Origin of the sequence: Pseudogracilibacillus sp. SO30301A (genome assembly GCF_037072025.1) — a bacterium.
Taxonomy (GTDB): Bacteria; Bacillota; Bacilli; order Bacillales; family Amphibacillaceae; genus Pseudogracilibacillus.
Map to the genome: position 1 here is coordinate 35,517 of NZ_JAXHDD010000008.1, position 15,381 is coordinate 50,897.

Annotated in this window: 14 protein-coding genes; 13 read left to right on the forward strand and 1 reads right to left on the reverse strand. The window is 36.1% G+C overall.

Annotated features, from left to right (window positions below; all coding sequences use genetic code 11):
• Positions 1-487 precede the first annotated feature (487 nt).
• From metE to SPD89_RS06260, 5 genes are all read left to right on the forward strand, one after another.
• Positions 488-2,776: a 5-methyltetrahydropteroyltriglutamate--homocysteine S-methyltransferase gene (gene metE / locus SPD89_RS06240; RefSeq protein WP_336261095.1), complete on the forward strand. Its 2,289-nt coding sequence runs from the start codon at positions 488-490 to the stop codon at positions 2,774-2,776.
• A 704-nt stretch (positions 2,777-3,480) separates the two neighbouring features.
• Positions 3,481-3,648 carry a hypothetical protein gene (locus SPD89_RS06245; RefSeq protein WP_336261096.1) on the forward strand — a complete coding sequence of 56 codons (168 nt, stop codon included), beginning with the start codon at positions 3,481-3,483 and terminating at the stop codon, positions 3,646-3,648.
• Positions 3,649-3,819: 171 nt separating this feature from the next.
• Positions 3,820-4,446, forward strand: a complete 627-nt coding sequence (locus SPD89_RS06250) for a TetR/AcrR family transcriptional regulator (protein ID WP_336261097.1) — start codon at positions 3,820-3,822, stop codon at positions 4,444-4,446.
• Between the two features lie 15 nt (positions 4,447-4,461).
• A complete protein-coding gene (locus SPD89_RS06255) occupies positions 4,462-5,412 on the forward strand; it encodes an ABC transporter ATP-binding protein (protein WP_336261098.1) in 951 nt (316 codons plus the stop codon).
• A complete protein-coding gene (locus SPD89_RS06260) occupies positions 5,384-6,220 on the forward strand; it encodes an ABC transporter permease (RefSeq protein ID WP_336261099.1) in 837 nt (278 codons plus the stop codon). Before SPD89_RS06255 ends, SPD89_RS06260 begins: the two co-directional genes overlap by 29 nt.
• 558 nt (positions 6,221-6,778) lie before the next feature.
• On the opposite strand, the gene SPD89_RS06265 is transcribed toward SPD89_RS06260, so the two are convergent.
• Positions 6,779-7,069 carry a hypothetical protein gene (locus SPD89_RS06265; RefSeq protein WP_336261100.1) on the reverse strand — a complete coding sequence of 97 codons (291 nt, stop codon included), beginning with the start codon at positions 7,067-7,069 and terminating at the stop codon, positions 6,779-6,781.
• A gap of 186 nt (positions 7,070-7,255) precedes the next feature.
• On the opposite strand from SPD89_RS06265, the gene SPD89_RS06270 reads away from it, so the two are divergent.
• From SPD89_RS06270 to atpG, 8 genes are all read left to right on the forward strand, one after another.
• Positions 7,256-9,475: a S8 family serine peptidase gene (locus SPD89_RS06270; protein ID WP_336261101.1), complete on the forward strand. Its 2,220-nt coding sequence runs from the start codon at positions 7,256-7,258 to the stop codon at positions 9,473-9,475.
• A gap of 859 nt (positions 9,476-10,334) precedes the next feature.
• Complete coding sequence (locus tag SPD89_RS06275) at positions 10,335-10,694, forward strand: ATP synthase subunit I (protein ID WP_336261102.1); 360 nt, start codon at positions 10,335-10,337, stop codon at positions 10,692-10,694.
• Between the two features lie 23 nt (positions 10,695-10,717).
• Positions 10,718-11,440: a F0F1 ATP synthase subunit A gene (gene atpB, locus SPD89_RS06280; RefSeq protein ID WP_336261103.1), complete on the forward strand. Its 723-nt coding sequence runs from the start codon at positions 10,718-10,720 to the stop codon at positions 11,438-11,440.
• A gap of 90 nt (positions 11,441-11,530) precedes the next feature.
• The gene (gene atpE / locus SPD89_RS06285) at positions 11,531-11,743 is read left to right on the forward strand and encodes a F0F1 ATP synthase subunit C (RefSeq protein ID WP_336261104.1); all 213 of its coding nucleotides are present in this window, start codon (positions 11,531-11,533) and stop codon (positions 11,741-11,743) included.
• Between the two features lie 114 nt (positions 11,744-11,857).
• Positions 11,858-12,322 (forward strand): F0F1 ATP synthase subunit B, encoded by a 465-nt coding sequence (gene atpF / locus SPD89_RS06290; protein WP_336261166.1) that lies wholly within the window; start codon positions 11,858-11,860, stop codon positions 12,320-12,322.
• Entirely contained in the window at positions 12,319-12,864 is a 546-nt protein-coding gene (locus SPD89_RS06295; protein ID WP_336261105.1) for a F0F1 ATP synthase subunit delta, read from the forward strand. The genes atpF and SPD89_RS06295 overlap by 4 nt, the downstream gene beginning before the upstream one ends.
• Positions 12,865-12,882: 18 nt before the next feature.
• On the forward strand, positions 12,883-14,400 hold the full coding sequence (gene atpA / locus SPD89_RS06300) for a F0F1 ATP synthase subunit alpha (RefSeq protein ID WP_336261106.1): 1,518 nt from the start codon (positions 12,883-12,885) through the stop codon (positions 14,398-14,400).
• Between the two features lie 93 nt (positions 14,401-14,493).
• On the forward strand, positions 14,494-15,351 hold the full coding sequence (atpG, locus tag SPD89_RS06305) for an ATP synthase F1 subunit gamma (RefSeq protein ID WP_336261107.1): 858 nt from the start codon (positions 14,494-14,496) through the stop codon (positions 15,349-15,351).
• Positions 15,352-15,381: the final 30 nt, after the last annotated feature.

Sequence of the window (15,381 nt, forward strand, 5' to 3'; positions counted from 1 at the left end):
GCCAGTTTGGGTGCAGATGAGCCGTTTTCGTGAAAGATGTGCCAGTTTGGGTGCAGATGAGCCGTTTTCAGGTAAGATGTGCCAATTTCAGCGCAGATGAGCCGTTTTCGTGAAAGATGTGCCAGTTTGAGCGCAGATGAGCCGTTTTCGATGCAAAATGTGCCAATTTCAGCGCAGATGAGCCGTTTTTCGTGAAAGATGTGCCAGTTTGAGCGCAGATGAGCCGTTTTCGTGAAAGATGTGCCAATTTCAGCGCAGATGAGCCGTTTTCAATGCAAGATGTGCCAATTTCAGTGCAGATGAGCCGTATTTCAGGAAAGATGTGCCAATTTCAGCGCAGATGAGCCGTTTTCGTGAAAGATGTGCCAGTTTGAGCGCAGATGAGCCGTTTTCGATGCAAAATGTGCCAATTTCAGCATGTTGGGGTGGAATTTTTGCATAAATATATTAATAAAATTCATTTTTATATACAAATGGAGGAGAAATAATGTCAAAAATTAAAAGTTCAAATTTGGGGTATCCACGAATTGGGGAAAATAGAGAATGGAAAAGAGCGTTAGAAGCATATTGGAATGGAAATATATCTGAAAATGAATTAATCGAAAAAACAGACGAGATCCGTCTAAACAATTTAAAGAAACAAAAAGACGAGGGAATTGACCTCATCCCAGTAGGAGATTTTTCATTATATGATCATGTCCTTGATACATCCGCAACGTTTGGAATTGTGCCGAACCGTTATAACTATTCAGGTGGTAAGGTCGATACAGATACATACTTTGCAATCGCTCGCGGAGTGGATGATGCCGTGGCGTCAGAAATGACAAAATGGTTTAACACAAACTATCATTATATTGTTCCAGAATTAAATGATGCAACCCCTGATCTAGTAGAAAATCGTGCACTTCATTATTATAAAGAAGCAAAAGAGAAATTAGGAATAGACGGGAAACCGATAATTCTTGGACCAATCACATACTTAAAATTATCTAAAGGCTATCAGGAAGCAGAGTTTTCACAATTAGTAAACACTTTCCTACCTTTATATGTGCAAATTTTACAAGAGCTTGCAGATGCTGGTGCGACATGGGTACAAATCGATGAACCAATTTTTTCAAGCAGAGTGGATGAGGAAGTGATCGAAGCTGCTGAGAAAGTATATCAAGCTTTTGCCAATGAAGTACCTAGAATTAATATCATTTTCCAAACATATTTTGAAAAACTATTTGCCTATGAAAGAATTAGTAAGCTTCCAGTAAAAGCAATTGGTCTTGATTTTGTACATGGAGATTCCCTAGAGCTTTTGAAAACATATGGATTTCCAAAAGATAAAGTCTTGGCTGCCGGAATCGTTGATGGTCGTAATGTTTGGCGTGCAAGCTTGGAAGATAAATTAACTATTTTAGAAACGATTAAACAATTTGTACATGAGGATCAACTAATTATCCAGCCTTCCTCTTCTTTATTACATGTACCTGTAACGAAAACATTAGAGGGAAAAATTGATTCTGTCATTCTTGGTGGACTGTCTTTTGCTGATGAGAAGCTACAAGAAGTTGTTACATTAACAAAAGGGCTAAAAGAAGGAAGAGCTAGTATTCAGGGAGAAATAAATGAACTGAAAAATGCGCTAAATAATTTACAAGCGACATATCGTTCAAATGATGTAGTTAGAAAAGAAATAACTAATCTAACAGAAAAAGATTCAAAACGAAATACGCCATTTGCTGAAAGAATCAAACTGCAAGAAGAACGTTTACAATTACCATTACTTCCAACAACGACAATTGGAAGTTTACCTCAAACACCTGAAGTAAGAAGCACACGAACAAAATGGCGTAAAGGTGAGATTACAGATTTAGATTATGAACAGTTCGTCAATGACAATATTAATCGCTGGATTGCTATTCAAGAAGAAATTGGCATCGATGTTCTCGTGCACGGTGAATTTGAGCGTAATGACATGGTTGAATATTTTGGTGAAAAATTTAACGGCTTCAGCGTCACAGAATATGGGTGGGTTCAATCATATGGCTCACGTTGTGTAAAACCGCCACTTATTTTCGGTGATGTATCTTGGGAAAAACCGATTACGGTGAAAGAAAGTGTGTACGCTCAGTCTCTAACACACCGCCCAGTAAAGGGAATGCTTACAGGGCCGGTTACGATTCTGAATTGGTCATTCGTTCATGACACTAAACCACGTTATGAAATTATGAAACAAATAGCGTTAGCTTTACGAAAAGAGATTGAGGCATTAGAAGAAAATAATATAAAAATTATCCAAGTTGATGAGCCGGCATTACGTGAAGGATTGCCGCTTGATGCAGATAAGTGGGATGAATATTTAGAAGAAGCAGCTTATGTATTCCGATTAGCGACAGCAACCGTTGCAGCCGATACCCAAATTCATACGCATATGTGCTATTCGAACTTCGAAGATATTTTTGACTGCATTGATGCACTAGATGCGGACGTCATTTCGATTGAAACGTCTAGAAGCCACGGGGAACTGGTATCGACATTCGAAGAAAACACATACACAAAAGAAATTGGCCTTGGAGTTTATGACATTCATAGTCCAAGAATTCCATCTGTAGAAGAACTCAAACAAAATATTAACCGAGCTCTTAAAACAATTTCGCCAAAGCAATTTTGGGTAAATCCCGATTGTGGACTAAAGACTAGAAAAGAAGATGAAACAATCGCGGCACTAAAAGTAATGGTTGAAGCTGCAAAAGCAGTTCGCAAAGATCAATTAGCAACTCAAAAATAAATGAAGTAGGGGCTTCCGTGATCTTGGCGATACTTACAAAATGACAGCATCATCTTGTCATAATGTTGCAAATAAAAAACAATATAAAGTTGCGATGGGTGAATCCCATCGCAACTTTATATTTAAAAGTACCTTTAAAATATATCGGTAAAGTTATGTAACAAATTTTTATCTAAATTTATAGAGATTTATAATTTATATTAAGCATCATATTGTTAATGGGCGAAGGATATCCATTATTGGCGAACAGTCCGGTTTATAAGTATTAAGGTATCTCAAGGATATTCAGAAGAATGGCTAATCGAGTGGTTTTTTCTTTATAGTGCGTATTCAAAAAGGAGAATAAAAAGGATCAAGAAGTTCGAGGCGGCGCAGTTTCGAGCAGCGGAATGTATGCATTTAGATACATGAGTAGCGGAGAAACAAGCCAACGAAGATATTCGCAGTGTCATTTTTACCGGACTTTTTGAACATCCTCTTATAATGTTAAAGTCCGATCTACTTCGGTTTATTTCAAATAAAAAGATAAGCAGATTCTGCGGACTATTTATGATTTTTGAAGTAGTTCTTCCGTTATCAGATACTTTACTGGAGTGCCCATATTGTATAAGTACTGAACCTTTTGTTGTTGCTATTACTAGAAAAAGTAAGTAACTAATCCCTTACTTCGTCAATATATTAGAAGAAAAGGGAGAAAATGAGACATGGAATCGAATGGTAAAAACCGAACGGAAGAGGCGTTACGGATTGCCAAAATGATTAGTGAAGGCGGGCTAGGAGTAGAAGCGTACTATTATTATTGTGATGAAGAAAATGATGAAAAAGAAGATGATGATAACGACCCGCCGAGTATAATTAGCATCGGTGGTTAAGGATTAGGGGTATGCAATAGAAAGAAAAAATAAATGATTAAACCTCTCTAATATTTTTAGGAGGGGTTTTACTTTGAAAAAAAGTATTCCAAATTTACTTATTGACAAAGTAGTTTAATAATGATACTATTTTATTGACTGACAGTCGGTCTATCGGAGGGAGAAATAAATGTGAGAATATCAAAATCACCAGAAGAAAGAAAAAAAGAAATATTAGATGTTGCAGAAGAGCTATTTACAACAAAAGGATATTCCCAAACAACCATCAATGATATCCTTCGAAAAGTCGGTATTGCTAAAGGTACATTTTATTATTATTTCAAATCTAAAGAAGAAGTGATGGATGCAATTGTAGAACGATTTATTGAGATAGGAGTAAAAGCGGCTGAGAAAATTGCTGCAGATCCAACTCTAAAAGCTCCAGAAAAAATATTTCAAATTATTATGGTCCAAAACCCGGATGAATCTGGAAAAGACAAGATGATTGAAGAGCTGCACCAAGTAAATAATGCGGAAATGCATCAAAAGAGTTTAGTTGAAACAATTGTACAATTAACTCCTATATTGACGATGGTTATTGAACAGGGAATTCACGAAGGTATATTTAAAACACCTTATCCGAAAGAAACGGTTGAAGTTTTGTTAGTGTCTTCCAGTTTTTTATTTGATGAAGGTATTTTTCAGTGGGAGCCAGCCGAACTGATGCAAAAAGCAATTGCTTTTACACATATTTTGGAAACAACATTAGGTGCGGAAAAAGGAAGCTTTAGCTATTTACTAAAGAAACTTGGACAGTGAGGAGGAAAGAGAAATATGACTATGCCTATTATTGTTGTGGAAGATTTTGTGAAAAAATATGGCAGTTTTACTGCAGTAGATCATGTTTCGTTTACTGTTGAAACAGGCAGTATCTTTGCTTTTTTGGGACCAAACGGTGCTGGAAAAAGCACTACGATTAGTACGTTATGCACAATAATGGATAAGACTTCTGGCAATTTGTTAATTGACGGAAATGATATTGCAACCGACAAAAATGCCGTAAGAAATGTAATTGGAGTTGTTTTTCAAGATTCAACACTGGATTATAAAATGACGGTGGAAGAAAACTTAAACATGCATTGTGTTTTTTATAATGTACCTAAATCTATTGTCGATGAGCGTATTGATCTTGTCTTAAATATCGTGAATTTGTCGAAATGGAAAAAGGCTATGGTGAGTAGTTTATCTGGTGGGATGAAAAGACGGGTTGAAATTGCTAGAAGCCTTCTGCACATTCCGAAAGTATTATTTTTAGATGAACCTACTACAGGCCTTGATCCACAAACAAGAGCGAACATTTGGGAATATATTCTTAAACTGCAAAAGGAGAGAAATATGACGATATTTTTAACGACTCACTATATGGAAGAAGCTGAAATTAGTGATAAAGTTGCGATAATTGATCACGGTAAAATAATTGCCTTTGATGAGCCGAGCGAACTAAAAAAACAGTATACAAAAGATATTGCTGAGATTATCACTAGTAATGAACGTGGATTAGAAAAGTTATTAGAAAAATATCAGATGGGATATAAAAAACGAGGTAATGTATACGTTGTTGAAGTAAATGAAGTAGCTTCTTTTTTAGAAATGGTTGGTGAGCATAAAAAAATAATTATTAGCTTAGAAGTAAAAAAAGGAACTTTAAATGATGTATTTTTAAAAATTACGGGAAGGGACATAAGGAGGCAAAGTAATGCGAACGATAACAGCTCTTATGTATAGAAATATAAAATTGTTTACGAGAAATCGACTTCAATTAATATTGCTGCTTATTATGCCTTATTTTTATCTTTATTTGATCAGTACTATTTTTAAAAGTGTTTCGATTAATGATTCGATGAATTACGTTTTAGCTGGAATTGTTATCATCGTAGTTTTCCAGACATCATTAAATATTGCTACATCAACAATTGAAGATATTTCTTCTGGATATATGAAAGAGGTGTTAGTAAGTCCTGTCAAGAGAGTGGAGATTGCTATAGGGCAGATATTATCTTCGACAACGATAGCTAGTTTCCAAGGGATTTTAATATTGATTATTGGATATTTTTTTGGAATGAAATATACAACTCCAATTACACCACTTGCGATTATTGCATTCATGATTCTTATTGGAATTGTATTTTCCTCCTTTGGTTTATTTTTGGCTGCATCTGTAAAAAATGCGCAAACTTTTCAGATCATTTCTGTAGCTGTAACTACACCGATAACTTTCTTATGCGGTGTTTATGTGCCGCTTAGCTTACTCCCTAATGGATTACAGTTCCTTTCTTTATTTAACCCAATGACTTATGCGACTGCTTTTTTCAGAGCGTTAAGTTTAGAAAAGTTATCTGTATCCGCAGACGAATTAGTTGCTCAGGAGTTGGCATTTAAAATAGGTAATTATGTTATTACACCTCAAATGAGTGTAATCATTGTTGCATTATTTGGTTTAATATTTATCATTCTTTCAACGATTGTTTTTTCTAAAGTTGATTTTACGAGGGTTACCCGCCCTTCCGGTAATAAAGATATATTTCAGCAATAGTCTGTTAAATTCCAAATCGGCATTTGAAGTGATGGAAATATTACGGGAAATAAATGAGGAGGCGACAACGATCCTTATAGTAACTCATGATGTCAAAGTAGCTGCAAGAACCAAGCGTAATTTTTATATGTTAGATGGTAATCTTATAGGGGAAAAACATCTTTGAAAGTATAAATAGGAAAATGACGATATTAGTTTAAGAAAAAGTATATTATCAAGATGGTTAATGGAACGGAAATTCTAGATATTTCTTTATAGAAGTACGTGTTCAAAAAGGACCAAGAAGTTCGAGGCGGCGCAGTTTCGAGCAGCGGAATGTATGCATTTAGATACATGAGTAGCGGAGAAACAAGCATTCGTGCGAAATTCACAGTGTCATTTTTACCGGACTTTTTGAACATCCTCTAGAAGGAACTTGTTTTTGAATTATGGCTAATCGTTATACGAGGAAAAACTATTTTAAGACATTTAACCTCCCCCGGCGGGCAAGCTACTGGAGAGGTTATTTTTGATGGAATATATTATAAACTTTGAGGCTTTTTGAAAAGGTGTAAAAAATTACGAAAGGGCACTTTTCAGTTCACGCAGCTTTTTCTCATGTTGGATAGTTTTACTAGATAAGAAATCAACTGTTTCTTGTGTTTCTATAATATCTACACGTGTACCGTCAAATTTTTTCTCTAGACGGTCAAGCCGCATTTCAACCTGCTCGAATCTCTTGTCCACTTGTTCGAATTTCTTATCAACTTGGTCAAATCTTTTATCAATTTGATCAAATCTTTTTTCCATTTTGTTTGAGTGAAGTTCTAGTGCTCTTAACACTTCATTCAAAATTGTCTTTTCTTCCATTTTATTCACCTCCTCGTATTTAACTTGCTTTACTAATAGTATAAGCTATGTGATTCATTAAGAAAAGAAGAATCATAATTTTTAACGACAATGTATTTTTAATTTATTTTAGAAAAAAGCTTGCTTTTATTGTTATGAATAGCTTCCCTTTTTTGGTAAAAACTACTTGGAGAAGGAGAGATTAATTTGCGTATAGCACTAATAGTTTTATTATTTACCGGGCTATTTAGTTCTATTGAAGTACCTGATATTGAAATAAAAAATGAAATAAAACCAACACCTTCAAAAGTAAATGATGTATCGCTTATCGTAGAAGTAAAAGGTAATCCAAAAAAACATAAAAAATACATCGAAACATATTATCCATCGATTGAAGTGGTCGCTACATATGATACGTTGTTTTATGGACTTGCTTTAAAAGGACGTCCAGAACGAATTGAAAAAATTACTGATTTACATTTTATTAAAGGAATTCACCCTGTTCAAACTTATACAACACTAACGGAACGGGCGCAAAACTTGTTTAATAATCCAACAGATTTTCGACAAGCAAATGTTTTTATCCCATCGGAGCTCAATACAACAGTATATTCGGGTAAAGGAGTAAAAATTGGAGTTGTAGACACAGGAATTGATTTTAACCATCCAGATTTAAAATTAAATTATCGAGGTGGATATGATTTAGTAGATTTAGATGATGAACCAATGGAAACAACGGAAGAGGAAGGGATGCCAACTTCTCATGGTACTCATGTCGCCGGAATTGCTGCTGCAAACGGAAAATTATTAGGAGTGGCACCAAATGCATCTATTTATGCTTATCGTGCACTTGGCCCTGGAGGGTTCGGTACATCGATACAAGTGATTGCAGCAATGGAAGAAGCGGTCAAAGATGGAGTAGAGGTTATGAATTTATCGCTTGGAAATACGGTGAATGGGCCCGATTATCCGACGAGTAAAGCTGTGAATGAAGCGGCAAAGCACGGGGTAGCAGTTGTAGTTGCGAATGGAAATGCAGGACCAACAGACTGGACAGTTGGTGCACCAGCAACTGCCACATCTGCCCTATCAGTCGGAGCATATCAACCTTCTAGTCAAATACCTTATTTATATGAACCCTCGACAAGGAGAAAAATTCAACTGTCTCCTCTAACGTTTTCTTTGTCTTGGGATTTGACAAGGGACTATCAAATTGTTGCCGCTGTGAATGAAAAAAACGTACAAGGTAAAATTGGTTTAGTTAAACAAATGGATAAACCTGTAGTAGACGAGGTTTTAAAACTGCGAGATGACGGTGCAGTTGCTGTAATTATTTATAACATAAAACCGAATAATCAAGAATGGCTTGCAGGATTGCAAGAGGCAAATTTGGATATACCAATCGCAATCATATCTACAAAAGACGGTAGATGGATTGATAAGCACATTCTAGAGAAAGATGTCTATTTTAAAAATGAACAACAGATTAGAGATGGAACAATTGCACCGTTTAGTTCGCGTGGCCCAGTAACGGTAAACTGGATGCTAAAACCTGATATTATCGCACCTGGTGTAAACATATTAAGTACTGTACCAGGAGGATACGATATGTTAAATGGGACAAGTATGGCGTCACCTCACGTAGCAGGAGCGATAGCTGTTATAAAAGAAGCAAAACCAGACTGGACGAATGAACAAATTTTTGGAGCAATAAAAACGACTGCACAACAAATTCGTTCAGAAGAAGGAGAAGTATTAGAGCCAATTATGCAAGGGGCTGGATTAATTGACATTGCTTCTGCTATTGAAACGGATACGATTATTATGGATCCTCTCTTATCTTTTGGAAAGTTCGGTCACCATATTGATGAAAGAACAATTAATATTACGGTTGAAAATATGTCAGATGAATCGCAAAATTATTATTTTGAGATCCCCAAAAAAGAAAAGGGATTATCCTGGCATTTACCTAAAGAATTTACTGTTGAAGCAGGTGAAAAGAAAGAGATCCCTGTTCAATTAAAAGTGAATACATTGGAGTTAGAAAAAGGAATTTATCAGGGTTGGTTACAATTGAACGCTGGGACAAAAGAGTTTTCTCTACCTTATGTATTCATTAGTGAGACTGCGGAGTATCCAAAAGTAATGGGCTTTACTTTTCAGATAAATCAGCTAGATAAAGACAGTTATAAATATCAAATGTATATACCAGAGCCCGTAAAATCGGTACAAATTCAATTGTATGATCCACATTCTCTTGTATTTGAAGGAACATTAGCTAAATGGAGAAACCTTGACGTTGGTATGAATGAAGGAGAAATAAAAAGACGAAATATAAAACACCGTGGGAAATTTCACGGTATCATAGTTGTGCAGTTAGAAAACGGAGAATTTGTAAATTACGAAACAGAAATAATTTTAGAGTGAAATAGGATAAGAGGCTTCGCAGATAACTCATGTTTTTTGCTGGACAATGGTAACTCTCTTTCGTGGTTAACTCACGTATCGCGTGGTTAAACTGAGTTCTCCGTGGATAAATCGTGTATTAGCTGGACAAAGATTTCTCCCGTGGATAACGCACGTATTGCGTGGTTAAACTGAATTCTCCGTGGACAAATCGTGTATTAGCTGGACAAAGATTACTCCCGTGGTTACTTCACGTATTGTGTGGTTAAACTGAGTTCTCCGTGGATAAATCATATATTGGCTGGATAATGGTTACTCCCGTGGTTAACGCACGTATTGCGTGGTTAAACTGAGTTCTCCGTGGATAAATCGTGTATTAACTGAATAACGGCATCCCTCTGGTTAATTCACTTTCTATGTGGTTAAGTGACGAATTCTGCAGTGAAGAAAACACGATTGAGGAAAATGTTAAACATAATAAGAATAAAGGAATAAAACACGGGTGAACAGGGGATGAAATGCCGGATTTGCTAATCCAAAAAATTGGACGAATTATCATGAATAGTGATGAAAAATCTTGGTGAAAAACACTTGTCAAATGTTCATAAATTTGTCATGAATTTTCAAAAATAAGAGAAGGTTGCCCCTTTCAAGCAAATAGAGTAACTTTATAAGTGAGATAAGTCACAAAAGCTCATCTTGTATGAATTGACATTACCTATTGGCTATTGTAAAATTCTTCGTGTGGATTAATTTATTATAATAAAATTACTGTGTGCATTTTCCCTTTTATGTGAAGAAATCTACATAAAAAAACACACATTCCACACTTTTTGTATGTCTAAATAAATGTTTAGAGTCTTACGAAAGTGAGTACATTATGTCAAATTATCGTACAATGGCTAAAAGGCAAAGGAAATGGATGCTTATTCTTCTTGTTCTATTTGCAATTGGGGCAGGGATTTTGCCGAACAAGCATTTTTTTCTTGGGTTGTTATTGGGAACTAGTATAAGTTTTTACAATTTATGGCTCTTGCAGCGTAAAACAGACCTCCTTGGAGAAGCAGCTGAAAGAGAAGGTTCTCGGAAAGGGATTGGTACGATATCAAGGTTTGCAGCAGCGGCACTTGGTGTGTTAATTGCAATCCGTTATGATTTAAGCATTATTGGTTTTATTATTGGACTAATGACAGCTTATCCAGTTATGATGGTAGATTTCATTTGGTTCAATAGGAAATAATCACTTGAAAGAGGGGTGAGAAAATGGAGCATGGAGCACCAATTATAGAAAATTTATTCGGAATTCCTTGGCTATCTGTTAATTTATCAAACGTATTGATGATTATTGTGACATCCGCTATCGTTTTTATCCTATCTGTATTAGGTGCAAGAAAGTTACAAATGAAACCAACAGGTGCACAAAATGTCATGGAATGGATCCTTGATTTTGTCAAAGGAATTATCAACGATACAATGGATTGGAAAACAGGAAAAAAATTTTTACCGTTAGCAATCACATTATTTACGTTTATTTTAGTAGGAAACATATTAGGTGTTATAACAACTTTCATTTACAATGGGGAAGTATGGTGGAAATCGCCAACAGCCGATCCAGGTTTAACATTAACACTTTCATCACTAGTAATTATTCTATCGCATTATTATGGAATAAAATTACGTGGTACAAACCAATATATTAAAGGTTATTTCACTCCGGTATGGTTCTTATTCCCGATTAAGATTATTGAGGAATTTGCTAACACATTAACACTTGGTTTACGTCTATTCGGTAACTTATTCGCAGGAGAAGTACTACTTGCGTTATTAGTAGGTTTAACAACTTCAGGATTTTTAGGATTTATCGGTGGGGCAGTACCATATTTAGCATGGTCAGGATTTAGTGTATTCATCGGAGGAATCCAAGCATTTATTTTCACCATGTTGTCAATGGTTTACATTTCACACAAAGTAAGTGAAGATCATTAAGGAATCTTAAAATATTAATTAACCAGCTTTATAATTATAAAACTGGAAATTATAAAATATTATATATACTTTTAGGGAGGATTTTATATTATGGGACTTTTAGCGGCGGCAATCGCAGTTGGATTAGGTGCATTAGGTGCAGGTATTGGTAACGGTCTTATTGTTAGTAAAACAGTTGAAGGTGTTGCACGTCAACCAGAACTAAGAGGTCAATTACAGACAATTATGTTCATCGGTATTGGTTTAGTTGAGGCACTTCCGATTATCGGGGTAGTTATTGCATTAATGGTAATGGGTCGATAATAGATTTTTAATTAGGCGAAGCGATTTGGTTAAACTTCGCCACAGTTTTGTTTAAATAGCGTATTATCCTAGAGAGGAGTGAATTGTGTGCTAGGAGGATTTCATATATTAGATATGGTTATCATGCTCATTTTCTTTATCCTGCTTATGTACTTGGTGAGCAAATTTGCATGGGGACCAGTTATGAACATGATGCAGAAACGTGAAGAGTATGTTGCTGGGGAAATAGAGGCAGCTGAAAAAAGTCGAGCAGAAGCAGAGAAAGCATCTAAAGAGGCTGTTGAACAACTAAAACAGACGAAACAAGAAGCACAACAAATTATTGAAGACGCAAAAAATGCTGGAATGAAGCAAGAACAAGACATTGTAGCATCTGCAAAAAATGAGGCAGAAAGAATTAAACAAGCTGCACAAGAAGAAATTCAAAATGAAAAAGAAAAAGCGATTCAAGCACTTCAAGATCAAGTTGCTTCATTATCTGTTCTGATTGCTAGTAAAGTAATAGAAAAAGAAATTAGCGCACAAGATCAGGATAAACTGATCGAAGAATATATTAAACAGGTAGGAGAAGAGCAATGAATGAAGCAGTAGTTGCGAAACGATATGCAGATGCTCTTTTTCAACTTGCTAGTGAAAATAATAAAGTAGATAAGCTTATTTCTGAATTACAATTAGTGAAAACAGTTTTCAAAGATGATAAAAATATTATAAACTTTTTAAATCATCCACGAGTAAAAAACGAAGATAAAATGAAATTAATCGACGAAGCGTTTAAACAGAATGATAAAGATGTAGTGAATACATTAAAAATTCTTGTTGAGCGTCACCGTATAGATACGATTACTTCAATCGTTCATGCGTTTGTAGAACAATATAATGAAGCAAACGGAATTGCAGCAGCAGATGTTTATTCCGTACGGGCTTTATCTGAAGAGGAACAAACAAATATAGAAGCTTCATTGAAAAAGCAACTTGATAAAAAAAGCGTATTAATTAATAATATTGTAGATCCATCGGTACTTGGTGGACTAAGAATCAGAGTTGGAAATACGATTTATGACGGATCGATTAGCGGAAAACTATATCGAATTAAACAAACATTCGCATCTAGTACTATTTAAGGATAGGGGTGACATGGTATGAGCATTACTGCTGAAGAAATCAGTACGCTGATAAAACAGCAAATTGAAAACTACGATTCTGAAATTGAAATCTCAGACATCGGTACAGTTATCGAAGTAGGAGACGGAATTGCACGTGCCCATGGTTTGGATAATGTAATGGCTGGTGAACTAGTCGAATTTTCAAACGGTGTCGTAGGTTTAGCACAAAACTTAGAGGAAAGTAATGTCGGGATCGTTATTTTAGGTCCATATACAGAAATAAAAGAAGGCGATGAAGTTCGTCGTACAGGACGAATCATGCAAGTACCAGTAGGGGAGGAACTAATCGGACGAGTGGTAAACCCATTAGGGCAACCAATTGATGGTAAAGGTCCAATTGAAACAGCAAAAACACGTCCAATCGAATCCGATGCACCAGGTGTTATGGCGCGTAAATCGGTTCACGAACCACTTCAAACTGGAATTAAAGCGATCGATGCCCTTGTACCAATCGGAAGAGGACAGCGTGAACTTATTATTGGTGACCGTCAAACAGGTAAAACAACTGTAGCGGTTGACACAATCTTAAACCAAGCAGATCAAGATATGATTTGTATTTATGTTGCAATCGGACAAAAGGAATCAACTGTTCGTGGAACAGTCGAAACATTTCGTCGTTACGGTGCACTTGACTATACAATCGTTGTAACTGCTGGAGCGTCTGACCCAGCACCACTTCTCTACCTAGCTCCATATGCAGGAGTATCTATGGGTGAAGAATTCATGTATAACGGAAAACACGTACTTGTTGTTTATGATGACTTATCTAAACAAGCTGCGGCATATCGTGAATTATCACTACTTTTACGTCGTCCACCAGGGCGTGAGGCTTTCCCAGGGGATGTATTCTATCTACACTCACGCCTTTTAGAGCGTGCTGCTAAATTAAATGACGATTTAGGTGGCGGTTCATTAACTGCACTACCTTTCGTTGAAACACAAGCAGGGGACATTTCAGCTTATATTCCAACAAACGTAATTTCCATCACAGACGGACAGATTTTCTTGCAGAGTGATCTATTCTTCTCAGGAGTGCGTCCAGCGATTAATGCGGGGTTATCTGTATCACGTGTTGGAGGAGACGCACAAATAAAAGCGATGAAAAAAGTTGCAGGTACACTACGTCTAGACCTAGCTGCATACCGTGAACTCGAAGCATTTGCTCAGTTCGGTTCAGACCTTGATAAAGCAACACAAGCCCGACTTAATCGTGGTCAACGCACAGTTGAAGTATTGAAGCAAGGCTTACACAAACCGCTTCCAGTTGAAAAACAAGTTATGATCATCTATGCATTAACACATGGATTATTAGATGATATTGCTGTTGATGATATCGTTCGCTTTGAAGAAGAGTTCCATATATGGGCAGATACAAATGCCAAAGAAGTGCTTGATACGATTAAAGAAACGGGACAACTAGCTGATGAGGCGGATATGACAGCAGCAGTTGAAGCATTTAAGAAAACATTCTTACCTACTGAAAAGAACGCATAATTTTTCAGTAGAAAGGAACTAAATTTAAATTTATGAAACAGAATTATATGCGAATAACACATATACGTCTGTTTTAGAGGGGTGGTGAAAAGCTTGGCATCACTTAAAGATATTCAAGATCGAATAAAGTCTACAGGGAAAACAAAACAAATTACTAAAGCAATGGAAATGGTGTCTGCTTCTAAATTAAGTAGAGCTGAAGAAAATGCGAAACGTTACGCCTCATACAGTAATAAAATCCAGGAGGTTATTGCTAATATCGCAACTAACAGTACGGATGTTACCCATCCAATGTTAGAACGTCGTGAAGTGAAAAAGACTGGTTATATTATTGTAACTGCGGACAGCGGACTTGCAGGTGCGTATAATAGTAACGTACTTCGAAAACTTCATCAAACAGTCCAAGAAAGACACACATCCACAGAGCAATATACAGTTATTGCGATTGGACGTATGGGTGTTGATTTTTGCCGGAAACAGAAAATGCATGTAGCAGATACTGTTGTAGGTCTACAAGATCAACCGAAATATGCAGAAATTAAGGAAATTGCTTCTAATGCTGTACAACTATATGAAGATGAGGAAATTGATGAACTGGTCATTATTTATAACGAGTTTGTAAGTGCCATATCTCAAGTTGTACAAATAAATACACTTGTACCGATTTCCAATATTGACAGTGTTAAAGCGACAAGTACCTATGAGTATGAACCAGATGAAGAACAAATATTAAAAGTTCTTTTACCTCAATATGCAGAAAGCTTAATTTACGGTGCACTCCTTCAAGCAAAAGCAAGTGAGCATGCTGCACGTATGACTGCAATGAAGAGTGCAACAGATAACGCAGACGAACTAATCGATGAGTTAACGTTATCATTTAACCGTGCCCGCCAAGCTGCTATTACACAGGAAATCACCGAGATTGTTGGTGGAGCAGCAGCATTAGAATAATTTATGAATCGATTATTTGAAAAGGAAGTT

Coding starts and splice junctions, on each gene's coding strand:
- metE (WP_336261095.1), top strand. CDS start 488: ATGTCAAAAATTAAAAGTTCAAATTTGGGGTATCCACGAATTGGGGAA.
- SPD89_RS06255 (WP_336261098.1), top strand. CDS start 4,462: ATGACTATGCCTATTATTGTTGTGGAAGATTTTGTGAAAAAATATGGC.
- SPD89_RS06265 (WP_336261100.1), bottom strand. CDS start 7,069: ATGGAAGAAAAGACAATTTTGAATGAAGTGTTAAGAGCACTAGAACTT.
- SPD89_RS06245 (WP_336261096.1), top strand. CDS start 3,481: ATGGAATCGAATGGTAAAAACCGAACGGAAGAGGCGTTACGGATTGCC.
- SPD89_RS06295 (WP_336261105.1), top strand. CDS start 12,319: ATGAATGAAGCAGTAGTTGCGAAACGATATGCAGATGCTCTTTTTCAA.
- atpE (WP_336261104.1), top strand. CDS start 11,531: ATGGGACTTTTAGCGGCGGCAATCGCAGTTGGATTAGGTGCATTAGGT.
- atpB (WP_336261103.1), top strand. CDS start 10,718: ATGGAGCATGGAGCACCAATTATAGAAAATTTATTCGGAATTCCTTGG.
- SPD89_RS06260 (WP_336261099.1), top strand. CDS start 5,384: ATGCGAACGATAACAGCTCTTATGTATAGAAATATAAAATTGTTTACG.
- SPD89_RS06275 (WP_336261102.1), top strand. CDS start 10,335: ATGTCAAATTATCGTACAATGGCTAAAAGGCAAAGGAAATGGATGCTT.
- atpF (WP_336261166.1), top strand. CDS start 11,858: ATGGTTATCATGCTCATTTTCTTTATCCTGCTTATGTACTTGGTGAGC.
- atpA (WP_336261106.1), top strand. CDS start 12,883: ATGAGCATTACTGCTGAAGAAATCAGTACGCTGATAAAACAGCAAATT.